The organism is Streptomyces shenzhenensis (assembly GCF_021462265.1).
GTDB classification, from domain to species: Bacteria; Actinomycetota; Actinomycetes; order Streptomycetales; family Streptomycetaceae; genus Streptomyces; species Streptomyces shenzhenensis.
Window position 1 is genome coordinate 22,990 of record NZ_JAJONF010000011.1, and the last position, 23,133, is coordinate 46,122.

Annotated in this window: 20 protein-coding genes; 17 read left to right on the plus strand and 3 right to left on the minus strand. The window is 72.8% G+C overall.

Features of this window, described 5'->3' with window-relative positions; genetic code table 11:
- Positions 1-85: 85 nt before the first annotated feature.
- From LQ326_RS16600 to LQ326_RS16615, 4 genes are all read left to right on the plus strand, one after another.
- On the plus strand, positions 86-928 hold the full coding sequence (locus LQ326_RS16600) for a nitrilase-related carbon-nitrogen hydrolase (protein ID WP_234537383.1): 843 nt from the start codon (positions 86-88) through the stop codon (positions 926-928).
- Positions 929-1,049: 121 nt separating this feature from the next.
- On the plus strand, positions 1,050-2,453 hold the full coding sequence (hydA, locus tag LQ326_RS16605; RefSeq protein WP_234537386.1) for a dihydropyrimidinase: 1,404 nt from the start codon (positions 1,050-1,052) through the stop codon (positions 2,451-2,453).
- Between the two features lie 13 nt (positions 2,454-2,466).
- The gene (locus LQ326_RS16610; protein ID WP_234537389.1) at positions 2,467-3,486 is read left to right on the plus strand and encodes a TIGR03842 family LLM class F420-dependent oxidoreductase; all 1,020 of its coding nucleotides are present in this window, start codon (positions 2,467-2,469) and stop codon (positions 3,484-3,486) included.
- A gap of 129 nt (positions 3,487-3,615) precedes the next feature.
- Positions 3,616-5,136, plus strand: a complete 1,521-nt coding sequence (locus tag LQ326_RS16615; RefSeq protein WP_234537392.1) for an NCS1 family nucleobase:cation symporter-1 — start codon at positions 3,616-3,618, stop codon at positions 5,134-5,136.
- A gap of 50 nt (positions 5,137-5,186) precedes the next feature.
- Here LQ326_RS16615 and LQ326_RS16620 read toward each other — a convergent pair whose 3' ends face one another.
- Positions 5,187-5,867, minus strand: coding sequence for a hypothetical protein (locus tag LQ326_RS16620; protein WP_234537395.1), 681 nt, complete (start codon positions 5,865-5,867; stop codon positions 5,187-5,189).
- A 307-nt stretch (positions 5,868-6,174) separates the two neighbouring features.
- On the opposite strand from LQ326_RS16620, the gene LQ326_RS16625 reads away from it, so the two are divergent.
- Positions 6,175-7,008 carry a class I SAM-dependent methyltransferase gene (locus LQ326_RS16625; protein WP_234537398.1) on the plus strand — a complete coding sequence of 278 codons (834 nt, stop codon included), beginning with the start codon at positions 6,175-6,177 and terminating at the stop codon, positions 7,006-7,008.
- Here LQ326_RS16625 and LQ326_RS16630 read toward each other — a convergent pair.
- Positions 6,997-7,263 (minus strand): GlsB/YeaQ/YmgE family stress response membrane protein, encoded by a 267-nt coding sequence (locus LQ326_RS16630; RefSeq protein WP_234537401.1) that lies wholly within the window; start codon positions 7,261-7,263, stop codon positions 6,997-6,999. The genes LQ326_RS16625 and LQ326_RS16630 overlap by 12 nt on opposite strands.
- Positions 7,264-7,495: 232 nt before the next feature.
- Between LQ326_RS16630 and LQ326_RS16635 the strand changes: the two genes are divergently transcribed.
- The 11 genes from LQ326_RS16635 (at position 7,496) to LQ326_RS16685 (ending at position 20,671) form a co-directional block, all read left to right on the plus strand.
- Entirely contained in the window at positions 7,496-7,858 is a 363-nt protein-coding gene (locus LQ326_RS16635; protein WP_234537406.1) for an ArsR/SmtB family transcription factor, read from the plus strand.
- A gap of 234 nt (positions 7,859-8,092) precedes the next feature.
- The gene (locus LQ326_RS16640) at positions 8,093-9,793 is read left to right on the plus strand and encodes an LCP family protein (protein WP_234537409.1); all 1,701 of its coding nucleotides are present in this window, start codon (positions 8,093-8,095) and stop codon (positions 9,791-9,793) included.
- Positions 9,794-9,894: 101 nt separating this feature from the next.
- Positions 9,895-11,709 carry a gamma-glutamyltransferase family protein gene (locus LQ326_RS16645; RefSeq protein WP_234537411.1) on the plus strand — a complete coding sequence of 605 codons (1,815 nt, stop codon included), beginning with the start codon at positions 9,895-9,897 and terminating at the stop codon, positions 11,707-11,709.
- A gap of 168 nt (positions 11,710-11,877) precedes the next feature.
- Complete coding sequence (locus LQ326_RS16650) at positions 11,878-12,726, plus strand: inositol monophosphatase family protein (protein WP_234537413.1); 849 nt, start codon at positions 11,878-11,880, stop codon at positions 12,724-12,726.
- An 84-nt stretch (positions 12,727-12,810) separates the two neighbouring features.
- Positions 12,811-14,220 (plus strand): phytoene desaturase family protein, encoded by a 1,410-nt coding sequence (locus LQ326_RS16655; RefSeq protein WP_234537414.1) that lies wholly within the window; start codon positions 12,811-12,813, stop codon positions 14,218-14,220.
- Positions 14,217-14,726 carry an O-acetyl-ADP-ribose deacetylase gene (locus tag LQ326_RS16660; RefSeq protein WP_234537417.1) on the plus strand — a complete coding sequence of 170 codons (510 nt, stop codon included), beginning with the start codon at positions 14,217-14,219 and terminating at the stop codon, positions 14,724-14,726. Before LQ326_RS16655 ends, LQ326_RS16660 begins: the two co-directional genes overlap by 4 nt.
- A 273-nt stretch (positions 14,727-14,999) precedes the next feature.
- On the plus strand, positions 15,000-15,932 hold the full coding sequence (locus LQ326_RS16665) for a YihY/virulence factor BrkB family protein (protein ID WP_234537418.1): 933 nt from the start codon (positions 15,000-15,002) through the stop codon (positions 15,930-15,932).
- A gap of 124 nt (positions 15,933-16,056) precedes the next feature.
- Positions 16,057-18,732, plus strand: coding sequence for a winged helix-turn-helix domain-containing protein (locus tag LQ326_RS16670; protein WP_234537420.1), 2,676 nt, complete (start codon positions 16,057-16,059; stop codon positions 18,730-18,732).
- A gap of 256 nt (positions 18,733-18,988) precedes the next feature.
- Positions 18,989-19,192, plus strand: coding sequence for a DUF8691 family protein (locus LQ326_RS16675; RefSeq protein WP_181809201.1), 204 nt, complete (start codon positions 18,989-18,991; stop codon positions 19,190-19,192).
- A gap of 525 nt (positions 19,193-19,717) precedes the next feature.
- Positions 19,718-20,188: an SHOCT domain-containing protein gene (locus LQ326_RS16680; RefSeq protein ID WP_234537422.1), complete on the plus strand. Its 471-nt coding sequence runs from the start codon at positions 19,718-19,720 to the stop codon at positions 20,186-20,188.
- 33 nt (positions 20,189-20,221) lie between these two features.
- Positions 20,222-20,671 carry a DUF7144 family membrane protein gene (locus LQ326_RS16685; RefSeq protein WP_234537424.1) on the plus strand — a complete coding sequence of 150 codons (450 nt, stop codon included), beginning with the start codon at positions 20,222-20,224 and terminating at the stop codon, positions 20,669-20,671.
- Between the two features lie 42 nt (positions 20,672-20,713).
- On the opposite strand, the gene LQ326_RS16690 is transcribed toward LQ326_RS16685, so the two are convergent.
- On the minus strand, positions 20,714-21,634 hold the full coding sequence (locus LQ326_RS16690) for a LysR family transcriptional regulator (RefSeq protein ID WP_234537427.1): 921 nt from the start codon (positions 21,632-21,634) through the stop codon (positions 20,714-20,716).
- A gap of 171 nt (positions 21,635-21,805) precedes the next feature.
- On the opposite strand from LQ326_RS16690, the gene LQ326_RS16695 reads away from it, so the two are divergent.
- On the plus strand, positions 21,806-22,696 hold the full coding sequence (locus LQ326_RS16695; protein WP_234537430.1) for an SDR family oxidoreductase: 891 nt from the start codon (positions 21,806-21,808) through the stop codon (positions 22,694-22,696).
- The last annotated feature ends 437 nt before the right edge of the window (positions 22,697-23,133 follow it).

The following is a 23,133-nucleotide window of genomic DNA, read 5'->3' on the forward strand; positions in this document are numbered from 1 at the left end:
ACACGCTGGCACTCAAAGCCCGCTTTCGGACTTTCTAGGCTCCTCGCACATCGAGCGACACACGCCCGAGCGACCGGAGGTCCCGATGAGCCGAGTGATCCGTGCCGCCCTCTTCCAGACCGCGTGGACCGGCGACAAGGAATCGATGATCCAGGTCCACGAGCAGGCGGCCCGCGACGCGGCCGCGCAGGGTGCCCAGGTCCTGTGCTTCCAGGAGCTGTTCTACGGTCCCTACTTCTGCCAGGTCCAGGACAAGGCGTTCTACGAGTACGCCGAACACGTCCCGGACGGCCCGGTCGTCCAGCGTTTCCAGGCCCTCGCCCGCGAACTGGGCCTCGTCCTGATCCTGCCGGTGTACGAGGAGGAGCAGCCCGGAGTCCTCTACAACACCGCCGCCGTGATCGACGCAGACGGCTCGTACCTCGGCAAGTACCGCAAGCACCACATCCCTCAAGTCCCCGGATTCTGGGAGAAGTTCTACTTCCGCCCGGGGAACGCCGGCTGGCCGGTCTTCGAGACGGCCGTCGGGAGGATCGGCGTCTACATCTGCTACGACCGCCACTTCCCGGAAGGCTGGCGGGCACTGGGCCTCGGCGGTGCCGAGATCGTCTTCAACCCGTCGGCCACCTCGCGCGGACTCTCCCGCTACCTCTGGCAGTTGGAGCAGCCGGCGGCGGCCGTCGCCAACGAGTACTTCGTCGGCGCGATCAACCGGGTCGGCGTGGAGGACCTGGGCGACAACGACTTCTACGGCACCTCCTACTTCGTGGACCCGGAGGGCCAGTTCGCCGGCGAGGTGGCCTCCGACAAGGAGACCGAACTCGTCGTCCGCGACCTGGACCTGGCCAAGCTCCGCGAGGTCCGCGACCGCTGGCAGTTCTTCCGGGACCGCCGCCCGGACGCGTACGGCCCGCTGACGGCTCCGTAAGAGCAGACGGCGCCATTCGCGCCCCAAAGGGGCGCGGGGGCTGGGCTGGACATGCGGCTGCCGCCGCGAGGGCGCGACCAGCCACGTCGGACCCGCACGTGACCACGAACGAGAGGACCCCATGACCGGCCGTACAGTAATCCGCGGCGGACTCGTCATCACCGCGTCCGACGAGATCCACGCCGACGTCCTGATCGAGGACGGCCGTATCGCCGCCCTCGCCGCCTCCGCGACCCCCGCCGCCCAGGCCTTCACCGCCGAGCGCACCATCGACGCCACCGGCAGGTACGTCATCCCGGGCGGCGTCGACGCCCACACCCACATGGAACTGCCGTTCGGCGGCACCTTCGCCTCCGACACCTTCGAGACCGGCACCCGGGCCGCAGCCTGGGGCGGTACGACCACCGTCGTCGACTTCGCCGTGCAGAGCGTCGGACACAGCCTCCGCGAGGGCCTGGACGCCTGGCACGCCAAGGCCGAGGGCAACTGCGCCATCGACTACGGCTTCCACATGATCGTCTCCGATGTGAACCAGGAGACCCTCAAGGAGATGGACCTCCTGGTGGAGGAGGGCGTGACCTCCTTCAAGCAGTTCATGGCCTACCCGGGCGTCTTCTACTCCGACGACGGCCAGATCCTGCGCGCCATGCAGCGCTCCGCCGAGAACGGCGGCCTGATCATGATGCACGCCGAGAACGGCATCGCCATCGACGTGCTGGTGGAGCAGGCGCTGGCGCGCGGCGAGACCGACCCCCGGTATCACGGCGAGGTCCGCAAGGCCCTCCTCGAGGCCGAGGCCACCCACCGCGCCATCAGGCTCGCCCAGGTCGCCGGCGCCCCTCTCTACGTCGTGCACGTCTCGGCGACGGAGGCGGTCGCCGAGCTGGCCCGCGCCCGCGACGAGGGGCTGCCGGTCTTCGGCGAGACCTGCCCGCAGTACCTCTTCCTGTCCACCGACAACCTTGCCGAGCCCGACTTCGAGGGCGCCAAGTACGTGTGCAGCACGCCACTGCGCCCCAAGGAGCACCAGGCCAAGCTCTGGCAGGGCCTGCGGACCAACGACCTCCAGGTCGTCTCCACCGACCACTGCCCCTTCTGCTTCACCGGCCAGAAGGAACTCGGCCGCGGCGACTTCTCGAAGATCCCCAACGGCCTGCCCGGCGTCGAGAACCGGATGGACCTGCTCCACCAGGCCGTCGTCGACGGACACATCACGCGCCGCCGCTGGATCGAGATCGCCTGCGCCACCCCGGCCCGGATGTTCGGCATGTATCCGAAGAAGGGCACCATCACCCCGGGCGCCGACGCCGACGTCGTCATCTACGACCCGCACGCCGAGCAGGTCGTCTCCGCCGCGACCCACCACATGAACGTCGACTACTCGGCGTACGAGGGCAAGCGCCTCACCGGCCGGGTGGAGACGGTCCTCTCGCGCGGCGAACCCGTCATCACCGAGCGGGAGTACACCGGGCACGCCGGGCACGGTGTCTACACCCCGCGCTCCACCTGTCAGTACCTCAACTAGGAGAGGCGCGCCCATGGACTTCGGACTCGTCCTGCAGACCGATCCGCCGGCCTCCCGGGTCATCAGCCTGATGAAACGGGCCGAACGCAACGGCTTCCGCTACGGCTGGACCTTCGACTCCGCCGTGCTCTGGCAGGAACCGTTCGTGATCTACAGTCAGATCCTCGCGAACACCAGCAAGCTGACGGTCGGACCGATGGTCACCAACCCGGGCACCCGCACCTGGGAGGTCACCGCCTCCACCTTCGCCACCCTCAACGACATGTTCGGCAACCGCACGGTGTGCGGCATCGGCCGCGGCGACTCGGCGATGCGGGTGGCCGGCCGCAAGCCCAACACCCTCGCCCGCATCAGCGAGGCCATGAAGGTGATCCGCGCCCTCGGCCGGGGTGAGGAGGCCGACCTGGGAGGTACCGTCATCAGCTTCCCGTGGGTCAAGCCGGGCGCCGAACTCCCGGTCTGGATGGCCGCGTACGGCCCGAAGGCCCTGAAGATGACCGGGGAGGAGGCCGACGGGTTCATCCTCCAGCTCTCCGACCTCTACCTCACCGAGTACATGGTCAAGGCGGTGAAGGACGCGGCGGTGGCCGCCGGCCGCGACCCGTCCGAGGTGACCGTCTGCGTCGCCGCCCCCGCCTACGTCACCGAGGACGACTCGCCCGAGGCCCTGGCCCACGCCCGCGACCAGTGCCGCTGGTTCGGCGGCATGGTCGGCAACCACGTCGCCGACCTGGTCGCCAAGTACGGCGAGCACTCCGCCGCCGTGCCCGACGAACTCACGGACTACATCAAGGCCCGTCAGGGCTACGACTACGCGCACCACGGACGCAGCGGCAACCCCGACACCGAGTTCGTGCCCGACGAGATCGTCGACCGCTTCTGCGTCATCGGCCCGGCCCAGAAGCACATCGAGAAGCTGAACGCCCTGCGCGAGCTGGGCGTCGACCAGTTCGCCGTCTACGACATGCACGACGCGCAGGAGGCCACCATCGACGCGTACGGGACGAAGGTCATCCCGGCCGTCAACGGCTAGCCCACTCCTGGCAGTTGGTCTCCCCCTTCCCGGCGCTCCGGGAAGGGGGTCAGGGCGCACCCCACAGGCGTACCCCCCGTCCCGCCCGCACGGCCTTTCCCGTCCCACCTCACCCTGATTGGCCTGCCCATGACCGACACCGCTCCCTCGGCCATACCCATCTCCGGTCAAGTCGCCCTCCCCGACGGGCGCGTCGAGCTCACCCCGGGCTCGCCGCCGCCAAGCGGTCCGTACGCCAACGAGGACCTGCTGCCGGTCCCCGTCGCCAAGCGCACCTGGACCACGTACAACTTCTCCGCGCTCTGGGTCGGCATGGCCCACAACACGGCGTCCTGGACCCTGGCCTCCGGGCTCATCGCGGTCGGCATGGACTGGAAACAGGCCGTGTTCACCATCGCCCTGGCCAACCTGATCGTCCTCGTCCCGATGCTGCTCACCGGGCACGCCGGACCCAAGTACGGCATCCCCTTCCCGGTCTTCGCCCGCGCCTCCTTCGGCGTGCGCGGCGCCAACCTCCCCGCCGTCGTACGGGCGTTGGTGGCCTGCGGCTGGTTCGGCATCCAGACCTGGATCGGCGGCGAGGCGATCTTCTTCCTGGCCGGCAAGCTGATCGGCAGCGGCTGGTCCGACACGGGAAAGATCGGCGGCTACCCCTGGACCATGTGGCTGTCGTTCGTGCTTTTCTGGGTGCTCCAGGTCGCGATCATCTACCGGGGCATGGAGACGATCCGCCGCTTCGAGAACTGGGCCGCGCCCTTCGTGCTCGTCGGCGCCTTCGTGATGCTGATCTGGATGAGCAACAAAGCCGGCGGCCTCGGCCCGCTCTTCGACCAGCCCTCCAAGCTCGGCTGGGGCGGCGGCTTCTGGAAGATCTTCTGGCCGTCCCTGATGGGCATGATCGGCTTCTGGTCCACACTGTCGCTGAACATCCCCGACTTCACCCGGTACGGCAAGAGCCAGAAGGCGCAGACCTGGGGCCAGGCACTGGGCCTGCCCACCACCATGACCCTCTTCGCCTTCCTCTCCGTCCTGGTGACCTCCGGCTCGCAGGCCGTGTACGGGCAGCCGATCTGGGACCCGGTGCAGCTGGCCGCCAAGACGGACAGCGTGGTCGGCCTGCTCTACGCCCTGGTCACCGTGCTGGTCGCGACACTCTCCGTGAACATCGCGGCCAACCTGGTCTCGCCCGCCTTCGACTTCTCCAACATCGCGCCCCGGCGGATCAGTTTCCGCACCGGCGCCCTGGTCACCTGCGTCCTCGGCGTGCTGATCTTCCCGTGGAAGCTGTACTCCGACCCACAGGGCTACATCTTCACCTGGCTCGGCCTGGTCGGCGGTCTGCTCGGCACGGTCGCCGGCATCCTCGTCGCCGACTACTGGATCCTGCGCCGCACCCGCCTCGACCTGACCGACCTGTACCGCACGGGCGGCCGTTACTGGTACGACGGCGGCTGGAACTGGCGGGCGGTCGTGGCCTTCCTCGCCGGCGGCATCCTCGCGATCGGCGGCGCCAGCTTCAAACCGCTGATCGACGGACGCCTCGTACCGGCCCTGTCCTCGCTCGCCGACTACGGCTGGGCGGTCGGCCTCGCCACCTCCCTGGTGCTGTACCTGGGACTGACCCTGCTGGTGCGACCCAAGGAGGCGTGAGCCGGCAGGCGTGAGTCAGCAGGCGCGCGCACGAAGGGCGGCCAGGCCGGTCACTGGCTGCCCTTCAGCGCGGTCACCGCGCTCTTCGCCGCCTGGATGGCACCCTTGTTGATCACGTCCGTGCTGGGCGCCTTCTTGGACTCGAAGTCGCTGCCGTTGTAGGTGACGACCACCAGCGCGTTGGAGACCTGGGCCAGCACCACGCCCTCGCGGGTCTGCTGTTTGTCCTCGGTGGTGAGGTTCACGACCGAGTAGCCGCTGTCGCCGAGTCCGGGTACGGCCCCGCCGCCGCTCTTCTCGGCGACCCGGTCCTTGTACTCCTTCGCGGCCGCCGCGTCGGTGTCCATGATCTCGAAGGAGACGTCGAGCCAGCGGTAGTCGTACCCCTTGAGCGCGTTCCAGGAGCAGGTGCGGCGCAGCTTGGTGTCGGTGGAGGGGATCTCCTTGCCGGCCGTCTTCGCTCCGGGCACCAGCGACTTGACGGTGGCGACGGGGATGCTGCCGCAGGGGGCGGGGGAGGCGGAGTACGTCTTGGTGGCCGCCGTCGACCCGGAGGACGACGACGCTGTGTCGCCCCCCGACTGGCCGGCCGCCTGCTGGGCCGAGGTGTCACCTGAGCCGGTGGACGTCGTCTTGTCCGGGCCCGACGCCATCGCCCAGCCCGCGCAGGCGAGCACGGCGACCGGCGTCAGGCGCGCGGTGAGGGCGAGCGGCAGTGGAAGAGAACGCAAGTCGCACTTCTCGCTGGGGGACGGTGTGCGGAGGAGTCCACACTGCGGACGGGACGCCAGTTTCACACGAGTCCCTGTGGGGCGGAAGTGGAATCCGTGCGTTGCCTGTGCGCCGGGCACGGAGCCCCGTTGACAGCCGCCGTGGGCCGTCCCCCTACATCCGGAATGTCGTGCGCCCGCGGTCCCCGTACATCCGGAATGTCGTGACTGCATCCGGCCCCGAGGGTGACCGGAGTCACCGTCACGCCCGTGGGGGCCCGGCAAAGTCGTTTGCGCCCCCTGTTGTCCGGCCGCCAGCCTTTCGGGTATGACCACGACATCCTCATCCGAAGAGCCCGGGTCCACCGGTCTGCGCGCGGACGTCCTCGCCTACTACAACGAGGGCAAGGAGGACGCGCGGCTGCGCGACGGCGTCGGGCTCCTGGAGTTCTGGCGCACCCAGGACGTACTGCGGCGGCTGCTGCCGGCCGCGCCCGCGCGGGTGCTGGACGTGGGCGGCGGCAGCGGGGTGCACGCCGAGTGGCTGGCGGCGGACGGACACGCCGTCGACCTCGTCGACCCGGTGCCGCTGCACGTGGCCCAGGCCGCCCGGCTGCCCGGCGTCACGGCCCGCTCCGGGGACGCCCGTGAGCTGCCCGTCGACGACGCGGTCTACGACGTCGTACTGCTGCTGGGACCCCTCTATCACCTGCCCGAACGGGCCGACCGGATCAGGGCGCTGACCGAGGCGCGGCGGGCGGTGCGGCCCGGGGGACTGGTCGTCGCGGCGACCATCAACCGGTACGCGGCGCTGCACGACCTCCTGCACGAGGAGCGCTACTTCGAACCGGTTCAGCGGGCGGTCGCCGACGCCGTCTCCGAGGACGGCAGGCTCGCCTCGCAATGGGACGGCAGCCTCTTCACCACCGCCTATCTGGCCCAGCCGGCCGAGACGCCCGAGGAGTTCACCGAGGTCGGACTCGCCGTCGAGGGGCAGTACGGCGTCGAGGGCATCGCCTGGCTGATGGGCGGCGTGCAGGAGTGGCTGGCCGACCCCGAACGCCGGGCGGCCGTGCTCGCGGCCACCCGGCGCATCGAGTCCGAGCCGTCCCTGCTCGGGGCCAGCGGGCATCTGCTGACCGCGGGACGCTCAGTCGCGTGAGTTGCCGAACAGCAGCCGGTAGCCGACGAGCAGGACGAGGGAGCCGGCGATCGCGGCGCCCCAGGTGTAGAGGTCGAAGAAGTGCTTCTCCACCGGGCGGTCGAGGAAGCGGGAGGAGAGCCAGCCGCCCACGAAGGCGCCCGCGATGCCGATGACGGTGGTGCCGATCAGGCCGCCCGGGTCGCGGCCGGGCAGCAGGACCTTGGCGATGGCTCCGGCGAGGAGACCCAGGACGATCCAGCCGATGATGCCCACGAGCTCTGCCTTTCAGTACGGGTGTGCCTTGCTGGGTTGCGTTGTTGCGCAAGCCTATGAACGGTGGTGGCCGCCGGTGGCGCCTGACGTCGAGCCGTCGATGATCTGTCACCCGCTCATGACAATGCGGGGAACGTGTGGCGGACGTTGCGGCGAGGCCGCCGGGGAGGGGTGACCGCGCGGCTACACTGAGTGGCGTCTGTGCGGAGACCGGGCGAGGAGGGGGCGTGCTGTGGGGGAGAGCGTCGGCGGCTTCACGGACCCCTCCGACGGGGTGCTGACGGAGGCGGCCGCGGTGTTCGGGCTGCTCGCCTCGCCGGCCCGGCTGCACATCATGTGGGCACTGTCCCAGGGGGAGAGCGACGTGACGTGCCTCGCCGACCGGGTCGGGGGCGCCCTGCCCGCGGTCAGCCAGCACCTGGCCAAGCTCAGGCTGGCCGGCCTGGTGCGCTCCCGCCGGGAGGGGCGGCGGCAGGTCTACTACGTGGACGATCCGGACATCGTGACTGTGGTGCGGGTCACCGTCGGACAGCTCACCGCGCGCTCGCGGCAGGACCCGGCACCGGTGCGGCGGTTGTCCGAGGCCGGCGTCTGACCGTGCGGGCGGGGTCCGGCGCGGGGGCGGACGGCAGGTGTGTCCTGGAGGTTTCATGAGATCCCTCACCTGTGAATTCGGGTGGGGTCTGTGCTGAGGGGGCCGTGGGTTTGTTAGATTGCGCAATCACGCAACCCAAATGGGCCCAGCTCGCGGCTGCCCCTACCCCGCCGCGGATGCCCGACCCGCCCGACCGTACCCGCAGACGGACCCGACCGTTCATGGGAGTGGAAGATGACCGACCCGTGGGACGGCCCGGGGGGCCAGGCCACGCGCCACCGCACCGACCGGGTGCCCGGACAGCGCGGTTCCCTGCCCGACGGGACGCGGCCGACCGGCGGCCGGGCCGCCGCCCGGCAGGCGGCCAAGACCCGCGGCGGCAGGCGGTCCCGGCGGGCCAGACCGGCGGGCCGCGGCAAGCGGGTCCTGAAGATCCTCGGCCTGTGCACGGCCGTCCTGGTACTGGTCACGGCCGGCGCCGGCTGGTGGTTCTACCAGCACCTCAACGGCAACATCAACAGCGTCTCCCTCGACGGCAAGGGCGGCACCGAGAAGGCCGACGCGTTCGGCCGGACCCCGATCAACATCCTGGTGATCGGCTCGGACGCCCGGACCAGCAAGACCGACTGCAAGCTCGGCGGCGGCTGCTCCCAGACCGGCGTGCAGACCGGCAACGGCAACGCGGACGTGGAGATGGTCGTCCACATATCCGCCGACCGCTCCAACGCCACGGTCATGAGCATCCCCCGTGACACCATGGTCGACGTCCCCGCCTGCAAGGACACCAAGAGCGGCCAGTCGACCTCCGGCTACTACGGCCAGGTCAACAGCGCCCTCCAGTACGGGGCCGCCTGCCAGGTCGCCACCGTCCACCAGCTCACCGGCATCCCCATCGACCACTTCGTCAAGCTGGACTTCTCCGGCGTGGTCAAGATGTCCGACGCGGTCGGCGGTGTCTCCGTGTGCGTCAGCTCCAACGTGTACGACACCTACTCGCACCTGAAGCTGTCCAAGGGCAGCCACACCCTCAAGGGCCAGGCCGCGCTGGAGTTCGTCCGTTCCCGGCACGGCTTCGGCGACGGCAGCGACCTCGGCCGTACCGTCTCCCAGCACATCTTCCTCAGCGCGATGATCCGCAAGTTCAAGAGCGCGGGAACGCTGACCGACCCCACCGCCGTATACAGCCTCGCGAACGCCGCCACCAAGGCGCTCACCGTGGACGACGGGCTCGGCAGCATCAAGAAGCTGATCTCGCTGGCGGACGACGTGAACAAGGTCCCCACCAAGCGGATGACGTTCACCACCATGCAGACCGCCCCCGACCCCAACAACTCCAACCGTGTGGTGGTCGGCTCGGGTGCCAAGGACCTGTTCGCCACCATGGCCAACGACCAGGCGCTGACCACCGCTTCGGGCAAGAAGTCGGCGGCGGGCTCGGCGGCCGCGAGCGCGAAGCCGACCGCCACCGCGACCGTCCCCGCGTCCCAGATAGCCGTGACCGTCGAGAACGGCACCGAGATCACCGGCCGCGCCTCCGCCATCGCGAACGCCCTGATCTCGCAGGGCTTCAGCACCGGCACGAGCACGGCCAACGCCCCGGCCTCCGCGACCACCACCACCCTGACCTACGGCAGCGGCGACAAAGCCGAGGCGCAGACCGTGGCCAAGGCCCTCGACCTGCCCGGCTCGCACCTCAAGTCGGGCGGCAGCGGCGTCGTCCTGGTGGTCGGCAGCGACTGGACCAGCGGCACCTCCTACCCGGCGAGCTCCGGTGACACCAAGGCGGCCGTCGCCAACGCCAACGCCTCGACCGCCAGCGACTCCAAGACCTGCGCCAAGGTCAGCCCCTACAAGACGGTCAGCCTCAACGGGATCGCGATGACACCGGCCCAGGCGTACGCGGCGGCGTCGAAGAAGCCCGACTCGGACGAGTGACGGGGAGAGGCGAGCCCCACGACGGGGTTCGCCTCGCCACGGCCGTGAAAGCATGTGACCGCCAGACAGGTGGCCCGGCCGTGCGCACAGCGAGGTGACAGATGCAGTTCACCACCCGTCCCACCCTCCAGGGCAGCTTCGGCATGGTCTCGTCCACGCACTGGCTCGCCTCCCAGTCGGCGATGGCCGTCCTGGAGAACGGCGGCAACGCCTACGACGCGGCCGTCGCCGGGGCCTTCGTCCTGCACGTGGTCGAGCCGCACCTCAACGGGCCCGCCGGTGAGGTGCCGATCCTGCTCGCCCCGGCCGACGGCGAGGTGCAGGTGCTGTGCGGGCAGGGCGTGGCCCCGGCCGGTGCCACCGTCGCCCACTACCGGGGGCTCGGCCTGGACCTCGTCCCCGGCACCGGCCCGCTGGCCGCGGCCGTCCCCGGCGCCTTCGACGCCTGGCTGCTCCTGCTGCGCGACCACGGCACCCAGCCGCTGGACGAGGTCCTGAAGTACGCCATCGGGTACGCCGGGCACGGGCACCCGCCCGTGGAGAACGTCGGCGCCACGGTGGCGAGCGTCCGAAAGCTGTTCGAGACCGAGTGGACGTCATCGGCCGAGCTCTACCTGCCCGGCGGCCGGGCACCCCGCCCCGGTGAGCTCTTCCGCAACCCCGCCCTCGCCGCCACCTGGAAGCGGCTGCTCGCCGAGACCGCGGGCGCCGGGGACCGGGAGGCGCGGATCGACGCGGCCCGCGAGGCGTGGCGCACCGGCTTCATCGCCGAGGCCCTGGTCCGGCAGGCCGCCCGCCCCACCATGGACACCAGCGGTACACGGCACACCGGCACCCTCACCGCCGCCGACCTGGCCGGCTGGTCCGCGAGCTACGAGAGCCCGGTGTCGTACGACTGGAACGGCTGGACCGTGTGCAAGGCGGGCCCCTGGAGCCAGGGCCCGGCCCTCCTCCAGCAGCTCGCCCTGCTGCCGCCCGAGCTGCCCGCCCACGGCTCCGCCGACTACCTCCACCTCCTCATCGAGGGCTGCAAGCTCGCCATGGCCGACCGCGAGGCCTGGTACGGGGACGCAGCCGAGGTACCGCTGGCCGAACTGCTCTCGGCCGCGTACAACGCCGGGCGGCGGGAGCTGATCGGCGCCAAGGCCTCCGACGAGCTGCGGCCGGGCAGCCCCGGCGGGCGCGAGCCCCGGCTGCCCGGGTACGCGCGCGTGGGGACCCGGCCGGACACCGCCTTCGACCCGCTCGGCGCCGGTGAGCCGACCGTCGCGCAGGTGCCCGGAGACCCCCAGGTCGCGGACGACGGCGGCACCCGGGGCGACACCTGCCACCTGGACGTCGTCGACCGCTGGGGCAACATGGTCGCGGCCACGCCGAGCGGCGGGTGGCTCCAGTCCAACCCCGTCGTGCCCGAGCTGGGCTTCCCGCTGGGCACCCGGCTGCAGATGGCCTGGCTGGAGGAGGGCCTGCCCAGCTCCCTCACCCCCGGCCGGCGCCCCCGCACCACCCTCACCCCGTCGATCGCCCTGCGCGACGGCGTCCCGGTGCTGGCCTTCGGCACGCCGGGCGGCGACCAGCAGGACCAGTGGCAACTGCACTTCTTCCTCGCCGTCGCGCTGCGCGGCGAGGTCCGCGGCGGGCTCGACCTCCAGGGCGCGATCGACGCCCCGAACTGGCACAACGACAGTTTCCCCAGCTCCTTCTACCCCCGCGGCCGCCGCCCCGGGAGCGTGACCGTCGAGTCCCGCACGGACCCGGAAGTGGTGGCCGGACTGCGGCGGCGCGGCCACGACGTGACGGTCGGGCCGGGCTGGTCGGAGGGGCGGCTGTGCGCGGTGGCCCGGGACCCGCGGACCGGGGTGCTGTCGGCGGCGGCGAACCCGCGCGGGATGCAGGGTTACGCGGTGGGGCGCTGACGCCCGCCGACCTGGTGCGGCCGTCTTCGGCCCGCCGACCGTCTGCCGTCGGCCCGCCGACCGTCCGTCTTCGGCCCGCCGATCGCCGGCACCGCCTGTTCGTCCGCATTCCATGCCCCGTACGTCCGAGCGGCGGGGATTGTCAGCGCGCCGTGCTCTCATGGAGGCATGATCGAAGCAACGGAGACCATCGACGAGTTTCTCCTCCAGCACGCCGGTGACGTCGAGGACGCCATCCGCAAGGCCGCCCGGACCGAGATCCAGCCCCGCTGGCGCCGGCTCGCCGACCACGAGGTCGACCAGAAGAACGGCCCGCACGACCTGGTGACGGACGCCGACCGGCTCGCCGAGCGATACCTCACCGCGACCCTCGGCTCCCTCCTGCCCGGCTCCGTCGTGGTCGGCGAGGAGGCGGTGCACGCCGACCCCGAGACCTACGACGCGCTCCAGGGTGACGCGCCGGTGTGGATCGTCGACCCCGTCGACGGCACCCGCCAGTTCGTGCGCGGCGAGGACGGCTTCTGCACCCTGGTCGCGCTCGCCCACCGGGGCGTCCTGCTCGCCTCCTGGACCTACGCCCCGGCCCGCGAGCAACTCGCCACGGCGGTACGGGGCAAGGGCGCCTTCCTCGACGGCGAGCGGCTGCTGGCCGGTGCGCCCGAGGCGGGCCGGGACCTGCGCATAGCCACCTCCCACCCGGACTACACCACCGACGCGCAGAAGCGCGCGCTGCTCCCGCTGTGGAGCGACGGCCTCGCCCCGCGCCCCTGCGGCTCGGCCGGCCTGGAGTATCTCGCCGTCGCCCGGGGCGAGTCGGACGCCACCGTGTTCAGTTGGGAGGCCGCCTGGGACCACGCGGCCGGGCTGCTGCTGGTCGAGGAGGCGGGCGGCGCCCACCTCACCCTCGCCGGCGAGCCGTTCCGCGTCACGGGCGGCAACACGCTGCCGTTCACCGCGGCCCGGGACGCCGCCACCGCCCAGCGGATCGTGGACCTGCTGCTGAACCCGCACTGGTAACCCGAACGAGGGGGGTGTCAGTCCCCCGGCATATCCTGAAGCCGAGTGGCCATCGGCTGACGAAGGGGTCCCAAGGTGCCGTCGATGCTCGATGCGGTCGTGGTGGGGGCGGGGCCGAACGGCCTGACGGCCGCTGTGGAGCTGGCCCGGCGCGGGTTCTCCGTGGCCCTCTTCGAGGCGCGGGACACCGTGGGCGGCGGTGCCCGCACCGAGGAGCTCACCCTCCCCGGCTTCCGGCACGACCCGTGCTCGGCGGCCCACCCGCTCGGCATCAACTCGCCGGCGTTCCGCGCCCTGCCCCTGGAGCGGTACGGCCTGGAGTGGCTGCACGCGGACCTGCCGATGGCGCACCCCTTCCGCGACGGCCGCGCGGCCGTCCTGGCCCGCTCCGTCGCCGAGACGGCGGCCTCCTTCGGGCCGCGTGACGCCGGCACCTACCGCAGGCTGGTCGAGCCGTTCCTGCCCACGTGGGACACCCTGGCCCGGGACTTCATGTCCCTGCCGCTGACCGCGCTGCCACGCGACCCGGTCACCCTCGCCCGGTTCGGCCTGGCCGGGCTGCCGCCCGCCACCCTGCTGCTGCGCCGGTTCCGCGACGAGCGGGCCCGCACCCTCTTCGCCGGTCTTGTCGCGCACGTCATGGCCCCGCTCGGCGGCTTCGCCACCGGCGCCGTCGGCCTGGTCTTCGCGCTCGCCGCACACGCCCGCGGCTGGCCGGTGGCCAGAGGCGGCTCCCAGGCCATCTCCGACGCCCTCGCCGCCTACCTCACGGACCTCGGCGGCGCGATCCACACCGACTACGAGGTCAAGCGCCTCGACGACCTGCCGCCCGCGCGGTCGTACATCTTCGACACCTCGCCCACCGCCCTCGCCCGGATCGCCGGCCTCGGCAACTACTACCGGGACTACCGGTACGGCCCGGGCGTCTTCAAGATCGACTACGCGCTGGACGGGCCGGTCCCCTGGACGGCGCCGGAGGCCCGCCGCGCCGGAACCGTGCAGATCGGCGCGGACAGCGCGGAGATCGGCACCGCCCTGCGCGCCGCCGCCCGCGAGGGCCGCGCCCCCGACCGACCGTTCATGATCACCGTGCAGCCCAGTGTGGTGGACCCGGGCCGCGCCCCCGCGGGCAAGCAGGTGTTCTGGGCGTACGCGCATGTGCCGAGCGGCTGGAGAGGCGACCTCACCGAGGTGATGGAACGTCAACTGGAGCGCTACGCACCGGGGTTCCGTGACCGCGTGCTGGCCCGCGCCACCGCGGGCCCCGCCGAACTCGCCGCCCGCAACGCCAACTACGTCGGCGGCGACATCGGCACCGGCGCGGTCTCCGGCCTGCAGGTCCTGCTGCGCCCCAGACTGTCCCTGTTCCCGTACGGCACCCCGCACCCGGCCGTCTTCATCTGTTCCTCGGCCACCCCGCCCGGCCCGGGCGTGCACGGCATGTCGGGGCACAACGCGGCGAAGGCCGTGTGGAGGAGGCTGCGGCAGTCATGACCCGCATCACCCTCGTCCAGGGCGACATCACCCGGCAGAGCGTCGACGCCATCGTCAACGCGGCCAACTCCTCCCTGCTCGGCGGCGGAGGCGTCGACGGCGCCATCCACCGCCGCGGCGGCCCGGCCGTCCTCGCGGACTGCCGCAAGCTGCGCGCCTCCCGGTTCGGCAAGGGCCTGCCCACCGGCCAGGCCGTCGCCACCACGGCCGGCGACCTCGACGCGCGGTGGGTCATCCACACCGTCGGCCCCGTGTACTCCACGAGCGAGGACCGCTCCGGCCTGCTGGCCTCCTGCTACCGCGAGTCCCTCAAGCGCGCCGACGAACTCGGCGCCCGCACGGTCGCGTTCCCCGCCGTCTCCACCGGCATCTACGGCTGGCCGATGGACGACGGCGCCCGGATCGCCGTGACCACGGTCCGGGAGGCGGACACGGCCGTCGAGGAGGTGCGGTTCGTGCTCTTCGACGAGCGGGCCCACGAGGCCTTCGCACGCCAGCTCCCCTGAGCCGACATCCGCGGCGGTTCGGGATCCGCCGTTTCCGCTCGGCGGTCGAGCGTGACCGTCAGAGCGACGAACAGCGCGCCGAGGACCTGGAGCACCCGGCGTCCGGGAGCCCACGAGCGCAGGCGCATGGCGTCCGGACGACCCGGACGACCCGGACGACATCCGGGCCCGCACCCCGCGCGGGCCTTCCGCAGTGCCGCACCCCGCGCGGGCCTTCCGGAGTGCCACCGGCGCGCCCGCACCGCACTCTGGAGGCAGGAGAGGAGTGATGCCATGCCGACCAGCGGGCGGGTGCCGCGCACCGGCTCCCGGCCCGTGCCGTCCGGGTGGCGCCGGCGGACCGCGCGGCTGGCCGCCCGGGCGAAGGCGGTGCACCGGCGGGCCGAGGGCCGGTTCCCCGTCGTCACCCATCTCGCGGAACGCATGGTGTCCGTGAGCATCTTCGACACCGCCACCCGGCTGGCCGCCCAGAGCTTCCTCGCCGCCGTTCCGCTGCTCTTCGTGTTCGCCGCCTACGCCCCGCCGGCGATCCGGCACCAGCTCGTCCGCTCCCTGCGCTCGGCGTTCGGACTGACCGGTCCGGCCGAAGCCCAGCTCCAGCAGCTGATGGAGCCCCAGGGCGAGAGCCTGCGGCAGACCACCGGCGTGATCGGCGGGCTGATGGTGCTGATCTCGGCCACCGCGGTCAGCCGGGCCGTGCAGCGGATGTGCCGGCGTGCCTGGGAGATCCCCCGGGGCGGCATCCGGCCCGTACCGTGGCGCTGGGTGGCCTGGCTCGCGCTGTGGATCGTCGCGCTGGTCCTGCAGGGCGCGCTGCATGCCGGCTTCGGTCCGGGCGCCTGGCTGGGCGTCCCGGTCACCTTCGGCGTCCAGGTGGGCCTGTGGTGGTGGACGCAGCACCTGCTGCTCGACGGCGACATCGGCTGGAAACCCCTGCTGCCCGGCGCTGTGATCACGGCGATCGCCTTCACCGCGCTGACGGTAACCGCGAAGCTCTACATGCCTGGGGCACTCAACCGGGCCCTGGCCGGATACGGCCCGCTGGGGTCGGTGTTCGTGCTGCTGTCCTGGCTGATCGTGGTGTGCCTGGCCGCCACCGTCAGCATCAGCTGCGGCGCGGTCCTCGCGCAGGAACCGTTCCTCGCCGGCCCGCTCGGCAGCCCGCCGCCGCGCCGGGACCTGGAGCGGGACACGGGGACCTCCTGACGGCGGGCGGCCGGGGCGCGAGGGCGCCCATGGACGGCCCGGGGTCCCCGCGCCCTGCACGGCGGTGGCAAGACTGCGATCCTGATCGAGTGGAGCGCCGACCACGGCCTGCCGGACACGGGAGGTGATCCCTGTGGCCGCGAGGGACGACAGCGTACGGGAACCCGTCCCGTACGCCGATCCGCTGGGCGAGCCGTTCCTGCGCACCCGGTTCGCCCTGCCGGCCAGGCCCGCCACCTTCGTGCGCAGGCCCCGCCTGACCGACCACCTCGACCAGGCCCTCGACACCCCGCTGACCCTGGTCAACGGCGCGGCCGGCGCGGGCAAGACGCTGCTCGTCGCCGACTGGGCGGCAGGACTCGGACCGCCGGTCGCCTGGCTCACCGGCGAGGCGGGGGACCGGCAGCCGGGCGTGTTCTGGGCCTATGCACTGCGGGCGCTGCACTCCGCGGGCGTCCCGCTGCCCGCTGGAGCGGGACCCGGCCCCGGACCGGCGGGCCGGGTGGACCACCGGCTGCTGGTCTGCCTCGCCGCCGAGCTGAGCGGCCGCGACCGGCCGGTGGTCCTGGTGCTCGACGAGTTCCACCGGCTGACCACCCGGGAGAACGCCGAGCAACTGGAGTTCGTCCTGCACCACGCCGGAGACGGACTGCGGCTGGTCCTCGTCAGCCGGACCGAACCACTGCTGCCCCTGCACCGCTACCGGGCGTCCGCGGCCGTCACCGAGATCAGGAACGACGAACTCGCCTTCACCCCCGAGGAGGCCGCCGACCTCCTGGCCCGGCACGGCCTGCGGCTGCCGGCACCGGCCACCCGCGCCCTGGTGGAGCGCACCGGGGGATGGGCCGCCGGGCTGCGGCTGAGCGCCCTCGCCGCCCGGCAGAGCGGCGACCCGGAGACGTACCTGAAGGAGTTCGAGGCCGGACGCAGCACCATCGCCGACTTCCTCCTCGCCGAGGTCCTCGGCACGCAGCCGGCCCCGACGCAGGACCTGCTGCTGCGCGTCAGCGTCCTGGACCGGTTCCGCCCCGAGCTGGCGGAGGCGCTGACGGGCCGCCCCGGTGCCGAGCCGATCCTGGCCGGTCTGTGCCGCCAGAACTCGTTCGTCGAGGACCTGGGCCACTCCTGGTACCGGCTGCACCCGCTGTTCGGGGAGATCCTGCGGGTGCATCTGCGGGCCCGTCTGCCGGGCCTCGAACCGGAACTGCACCGCCGCGCCGCACGGTGGCTGCGGGACTTCGGCGCGGTGCCGCAGGCGCTGACGCACGGCGCCGCCGCGGGCGACTGGGAGTTCACCGCCGGCGTGTTCGTCGGCGATCTGGCGATCGGCCAGCTCCTCACCGGCCTGCGCGCGGACCACCTCCGCGTGTTCTTCTCCGGGATGGATCCCCGGGCCACGGGCGCGGCGGCGGACCTGGTGAGGGCGGCCCGAGAGCTGTCCGAGCGTGATCTCGACCACGGCCTGGCCCACCTTCGCCACGCCGAGGAGCAGCTTCCCGCGGGCCCCGCCGCCGACCCGAGCCGGCTGAGCTGCACGCTCCTCGAATGCCTGGCCGCCCGGCTGACCGGTGCCCCCGGCAGGGCCGAACAGGCGACGGCCACGGCCGCGCGACTGCGCCGTGAGGTGCCCGGCCACCTCTTGGCCAAGCACCCCGAACTCGCCGCCCTGCTGCTCACCCATCTGGGCTCGGCACGGGTGTGGGCCGGGCGCTTCGACGCGGCGCGCGCCGTCCTGACCGAGGTGCTGGACGGCCCCGGCGGCGCCGCCACGGCACCGGCACGGGAGGACTGCCTGGCCCATCTGGCACTGATCGACTACCTCGACGGCTGGGTCGGCAGGGCGGAGCGCGAGGCCTTGGCCGCGGCGGAGGCCCGCGGCGCCGGCGGGCGCCCGTTCCCCGGGGCCGGTCTCGGGCAGCTGGTGCTGGCCGCGGTGGCCGTCGACCGCGACGAACTGGAGCGGGCCCGGTCCCTGCTGGAGGAGGCGGCCGCCTGCGGTGCCGTCGGCGCCGACCCGGTGACCGAGGCGTGCCGGGCGCTGGCGACCGCCCGGCTGCTGCTGGCCCACGGTGACGCGCGGGCGGCCGCGAGCGCCGCGGCCCCGGCCGTCGCGGCCCTGACGACCGCGCCCTGGGCCGAGGCGCACGCGGCACTCACCGCCTCGGCCGTCCAGCTCGCCGAGGGCCGCCCCGACACGGCCGCCGGGATGCTGGACGCGATGCCCTGCTCCGGGGAGCCCCGGTACGCCGCGGAGGTGGCCTGGGTCCGCCTCGCCGCCGGCCGTCGCGCGGAGGCCGTCGAGACCGCCGAGCGGCTGTGCGGGAGCGACCTGACCGGCCCCGGGGTCACCGTCCGGGCCACGCTGGTACGGGCCCGCGCCGCGGCCGAGGCGGGGGACACCACCGCAGCGGCCAAGCTGCTCGCCCGGGCCCTGCTGGACGCCCGCCCGGACCGGCTGCGGCGCCCGTTCCTGGACGCGGGGCCCGGCGTCCGGAGTCTCCTGGAGGCCCCCTACCTGCACGGCCTGGCCGCCGGGTGGCTGCACGGCGGCGCCCGTGCGCCGCACGACGGCCCGGGAACCGGCACCGGACCCCCGGCACTGGTCGTCGAGGAGCTCAGCGGACGCGAGCGTGAGGTGCTGGCCCGGCTGGCGCAGCTGATGTCCACACAAGAGATGGCCGCCGATCTGTTCATCTCCGTGAACACGGTGAAGACGCACCTCAAGAGCGTGTACCGGAAACTCGGCGTGAACCGGCGTGGTGACGCGGTGCGCCGGGCCCGGGAGCGCGGACTGCTGTGAGCCCGATGCGGCCCGGCCCGCCGCGAGCGGTCCTCCGGGGGGCGCCGCGCCGGCTGTTGTCCCGGACGCGACGCGGTGAGCACGCGCGGGCCCCCCGACGCCCACGGCCGGCGCGGCGCCCGCGCCCGCAACCGGTGACACTGAGCTTGCTCTCGGACATGGGGCGAGACTCACCTGCGCCGGGTGAGGCCGGCGGCCGCCGTACGGCGCAGGATCGCGAGGTAGACCGCAGCACGCCGGCGGCGGGAGACGGCTCATGCACTGCGAGATCCGCGTCGAAGGGACCATGTCGGACATGCTCACGCGGGCCTTCCCTGAGCTGGAGCATGTGACGATGTCCGGCCAGACGGTCCTGTTCGGTCCCCTCATCGACGAGGCACAGCTCTACGGCCTGCTGGACCGCTGTCTGTCCCTGGGACTGCGGGTGGTGGAGATGCGGCGGCTGCCCGAACCGGGGTGACCGCGGCCGGGTCCACGGTGTCCGGCCGGGCGATGCCCTGCCAGTCCCGCGGTCGGCGCCTCGGCGAAGCCGGCCGCCGGCCTTTTGACGTCCCGCTCGAACGGCCCCGTGAGGGGCTCGTCGACGTCGTCGTCGATGTCGACGACCAGATGCGGTTCGGGTGTGGGCCTGTACGGTGCCTCTCCCGCCCCGGCGCCCGGGAACGCCGGGGGATCACCCGCCGTGGGTGACCCGCGACCCGGGCCGGCCGCGCCGGCGCGGCCCTCGCACAAGGGGGAGCGGTGGCGGTGACCACCTCGACCGAGTCCCCGCCCGCCCGCGGCCCCCGCTCGGCGGCAGGTCATCCGGTCCCGGAGGGGGTACCGCCTGGTGACGCGTCGCTGGTCACGAACTGAACCCCGGCCGCCGCGGCTACCGCGCCGCGCACGATCACCCGCACCGGGTGAGGAACCCCGGCGTCCGACGTGCGCACGCTGGTACGGCAGGGCCCGGCCGACCGGCCGGCGCCGTGGACGGAGGACGTACATGAGTGCGCAGACCTACCTCGCATACGACTATCCGCTGCTGAGCGCCTTCTGGACGATGTTGTGGCTCTTCCTGTGGATCATGTGGCTCGTCCTGCTCTTCCGGGTCATCGTGGACATCTTCCGCGACGACTCGATGGGCGGCTGGGCCAAGGCCGGCTGGCTGGCCCTCTGCATCGTGGTCCCCTTCCTGGGCGTCCTCCTCTACGTGATCGCCCGCGGGAAGGGCATGGGGCAGCGGGAGATCACCCAGGCCCGCGACCAGCAGAAGGCGTTCGAGGCGTACATCCGGCAGACCGCCCAGAGCGGCACCGGGCAGCCCAGCAGCGTGGACGAACTGGCCAGGCTCTCCGAGATGAAGTCCCGCGGTGACATCTCTGACGAGGAGTTCCGCAGGGCCAAGGCAATGGTCCTGGGCAACCACCCGCCGGCCGAGCGCTCCGGCTCGGTGCCCACCGCCCACGGGCGCTGAGCACCCCCTCCGAGAACGAATCGAGGCAGCCGTATGACCGCGACACATCCCGCGCGCCCCCCGCACCAGCACACCGCCAAGATGGCGTGGGCCGGAGGACTGACCGCCTTCGCTGCCGTCATGCTCATGATCGCCGGACTGCTCGCGGTGTTCCGGGGCATCATGGCGATCGCCCAGGACGACGTCTTCGTCACGACCCCCAACTACGTGTTCAAGTTCGACCTCACCAGCTGGGGCTGGATCCACCTGGTCCTGGGCGTGATCGCCGTGGCCGTGAGCGTCGGCCTCTTCCAGCCGGCCGCGTGGGCACGCGGCGCCGGTGTGGCCATCGCGGCGTTGGTGATCATCGCCAACTTCCTGTCCCTGCCGTACTACCCCGTGTGGTCCGTCGTGATGATCGCGCTGTCCGGATTCATCATCTGGGCGCTGTGCGTGGTGCGCGGCGACGACTCGGCGGACACCGCGGACACGCGCGTGGGCTGACGGCGGCGGCCACGTCGTTCAGCGTGACCCTCCCGGGCCCGTTCATCGTCCGGCCCCGGTGCCCGCACGCGGTCGTCCGGTCCCGGTGGCGCCGGAGGGGACCAGATGGGCCTCCGCCGCGCGGCGGAACGCCGGGAACAGCGGATGCCGGTCACCGGTCCGGGTGGCGAGGACCACCTGGAGGGGGTCCGCGTCCTCGATCGGGACGACGACGATGTCCGGCCGCAGGTTGCCGCCGAACCCCGCCGGCGCCAGGGACACCACCTCACCGCTCGCGACCAGTTCCAGCTTGTCCTCCAGTGTCTCCACCACGGCGCCGAGGTTGGTGTGGCCGGGAGGATTCGCGCCGATCCGGTCGGAGCCGGTGAAACGGGGGAGCGGCTCGTCGGCGAAGTCGGCGAGGGTGACCGACTCCCTGCCGGCCAGCCGGTGGCCGAGCGGCACCAGGAGGACGCGCGGCTCGTCGTAGAGGGCCGTGATGTCCAGGCCGTCGGCGCAGAACAGGAAGCGGGTCACCACCACGTCGACCCGGTGGTCCCGTAGCGCGGACCGCGGTTCGTTCCAGTCCACGTGCAGGGTGCGGACGTCGGCCTCCGGGTGGCGGTGGCGCAGCTCGCGTACGGCCGGGGTGACGATCTGGTGGGTGGTGTACCCGACGGTGAACGGGCCGTGCGCGGCGGCCGAACGGGCGCTGGCGGCGGCCCTGGCCGCACTCCGCAGCAGCTCCCTGGCCTGCGGCAGAAAGGCCTCCCCGGCCTCGGTGAGCCGGGTGCCGCGCGGCGTGCGGTCGAGCAGCCGCACCCCCAACTCCCGCTCCAGGCGCCGGATCTGACGGCTCAACGACGGCTGTGCGAGATGCAGTGCGTCGGCCGCACGGCCGAAGTGCAGCTCCTCGGCGACCACGGTGAAGTAGCGAACCAGGCGCAGCTCCAGGTCCACCGGCGGTACGAAGGAATCGGGCACCCGTCGACTCTACTCCCGGCGCCTGCTCCAGCCGCCTGCTCCCACCGTCGTGAGCTGCGGTCATGACCGCAGCGGCATCACCGGGTGCGGAACAGGTCTTGGACCCGGGCGACGGGCCGGGCGCACGCTGAAGTCATCCCAGCAGCAGCACTCTCCGTGAGGTGATTTGTCATGCGTGTGTTCGTCACCGGCGCCACCGGGTTCATCGGCAGCGCGGTCGTCCGCGAACTGCTCGGCGCCGGCCACCAGGTGCTCGGCCTCGCGCGCTCGGACGCGGCCGAGGCGGCCCTGAAGGAGGTGGGAGCGGAGGCGCACCGCGGCGACCTGAACGACGTCGACGGCCTGCGGGTCGCGGCGGACGCGACGGACGGGGTGGTCCACACGGGCTTCGTCCACGACTTCTCCGACCTGCACGGCGCGCTGCGCACCGAACTCGCGGCCCTGGCCGCCTTCGGCGACGCCCTCGCCGGCTCCGGCCGCCCCCTCGTCATCAGCTCCGTGACCGGCCTGCTCACCCCCGGCCGCCTCGGCACCGAGACCGACGGCCCCGACCCGGCGGCGCCCGGCGCCCACCGGGCCGAGTCGGAGCGGGCCGCCCTGGCCCTGGCCGACCGCGGGGTACGGGTCTCGGCGATCCGGCTCCCCGCCGTGCACGGGGCCGGCGACCACGCCTTCGTCCCGGCCCTCATCGGGATCGCCCGGGACAAGGGCGTCGCCGCCTACCTGGGCGACGGCACCAACCGCTGGTCGGCCGTGCACCGCTTCGACGCGGCCACCCTCTACCGCAAGGCCCTGGAGACGGCCCCGGCCGGTGCCGTGCTCCACGCGGCCGCCGAGGAAGGCGTCCCGCTGCGCGGCATCACCGAGATCATCGGCCGCCGGCTCGACGTGCCGGTCATGTCCCTCGCACCGGAGGAGGCCGCCGGCCACTTCGGCTGGCTCGCGGCCTTCGTCGGCAACGACAACCCGACGTCCGGCGCCGCGACCCGCGAGCGGTACGACTGGCAGCCCGCACAGCCGGGACTGCTGGCCGACCTCGACCAGGACCACTACTTCGCCTGACGGCCGTAGCACCTCGGGGTCCTCCGGTCCTCGGAGTCCTTGGATTCTCCGGTCCTCGGGGTCCTCGGGGTCCTCGGGGTCCTCGGGTCCTCCGGGGTCTGGGGTTCTCCAGGCCTCCAGGCCTCCAGGCCTCCAGGCCTCCAGGCCTCCGGAGTCTGGGGTTCTCCGGGCCTCCGGGCCTCCGGGCCTCCGGCCCTCCGGGGTCTGGGGTTCTCCGGGTCTCCGGGCCCCCGGGCGTCCGGGCCCCCGGGTCTCCGGGCCCCCGGGCGTCCGGGCCCCCGGGTCTCCGGGCCCCCGGGCGTCCGGGCCCCCGGGTCTCCGGGCCCCCGGTCCTCCGGGGCCTCGGCGGTCCTCGGGGTCCCGAAGGTCAGGGCACCTTCGTGTCGGATTTCCGCCAGCACCGGCCACGTCCGGTGGCCGATGCTGGACCCATGCAG

Bases quoted from the DNA above. Each gene is read 5' to 3' on its own strand.
- LQ326_RS16600 (WP_234537383.1), top strand. From the start codon at position 86: ATGAGCCGAGTGATCCGTGCCGCCCTCTTCCAGACCGCGTGGACCGGC.
- hydA (WP_234537386.1), top strand. From the start codon at position 1,050: ATGACCGGCCGTACAGTAATCCGCGGCGGACTCGTCATCACCGCGTCC.
- LQ326_RS16610 (WP_234537389.1), top strand. From the start codon at position 2,467: ATGGACTTCGGACTCGTCCTGCAGACCGATCCGCCGGCCTCCCGGGTC.
- LQ326_RS16615 (WP_234537392.1), top strand. From the start codon at position 3,616: ATGACCGACACCGCTCCCTCGGCCATACCCATCTCCGGTCAAGTCGCC.
- LQ326_RS16625 (WP_234537398.1), top strand. From the start codon at position 6,175: ATGACCACGACATCCTCATCCGAAGAGCCCGGGTCCACCGGTCTGCGC.
- LQ326_RS16640 (WP_234537409.1), top strand. From the start codon at position 8,093: ATGACCGACCCGTGGGACGGCCCGGGGGGCCAGGCCACGCGCCACCGC.
- LQ326_RS16645 (WP_234537411.1), top strand. From the start codon at position 9,895: ATGCAGTTCACCACCCGTCCCACCCTCCAGGGCAGCTTCGGCATGGTC.
- LQ326_RS16650 (WP_234537413.1), top strand. From the start codon at position 11,878: ATGATCGAAGCAACGGAGACCATCGACGAGTTTCTCCTCCAGCACGCC.
- LQ326_RS16655 (WP_234537414.1), top strand. From the start codon at position 12,811: ATGCTCGATGCGGTCGTGGTGGGGGCGGGGCCGAACGGCCTGACGGCC.
- LQ326_RS16660 (WP_234537417.1), top strand. From the start codon at position 14,217: ATGACCCGCATCACCCTCGTCCAGGGCGACATCACCCGGCAGAGCGTC.
- LQ326_RS16665 (WP_234537418.1), top strand. From the start codon at position 15,000: ATGCCGACCAGCGGGCGGGTGCCGCGCACCGGCTCCCGGCCCGTGCCG.
- LQ326_RS16675 (WP_181809201.1), top strand. From the start codon at position 18,989: ATGCACTGCGAGATCCGCGTCGAAGGGACCATGTCGGACATGCTCACG.
- LQ326_RS16680 (WP_234537422.1), top strand. From the start codon at position 19,718: ATGAGTGCGCAGACCTACCTCGCATACGACTATCCGCTGCTGAGCGCC.
- LQ326_RS16685 (WP_234537424.1), top strand. From the start codon at position 20,222: ATGACCGCGACACATCCCGCGCGCCCCCCGCACCAGCACACCGCCAAG.
- LQ326_RS16695 (WP_234537430.1), top strand. From the start codon at position 21,806: ATGCGTGTGTTCGTCACCGGCGCCACCGGGTTCATCGGCAGCGCGGTC.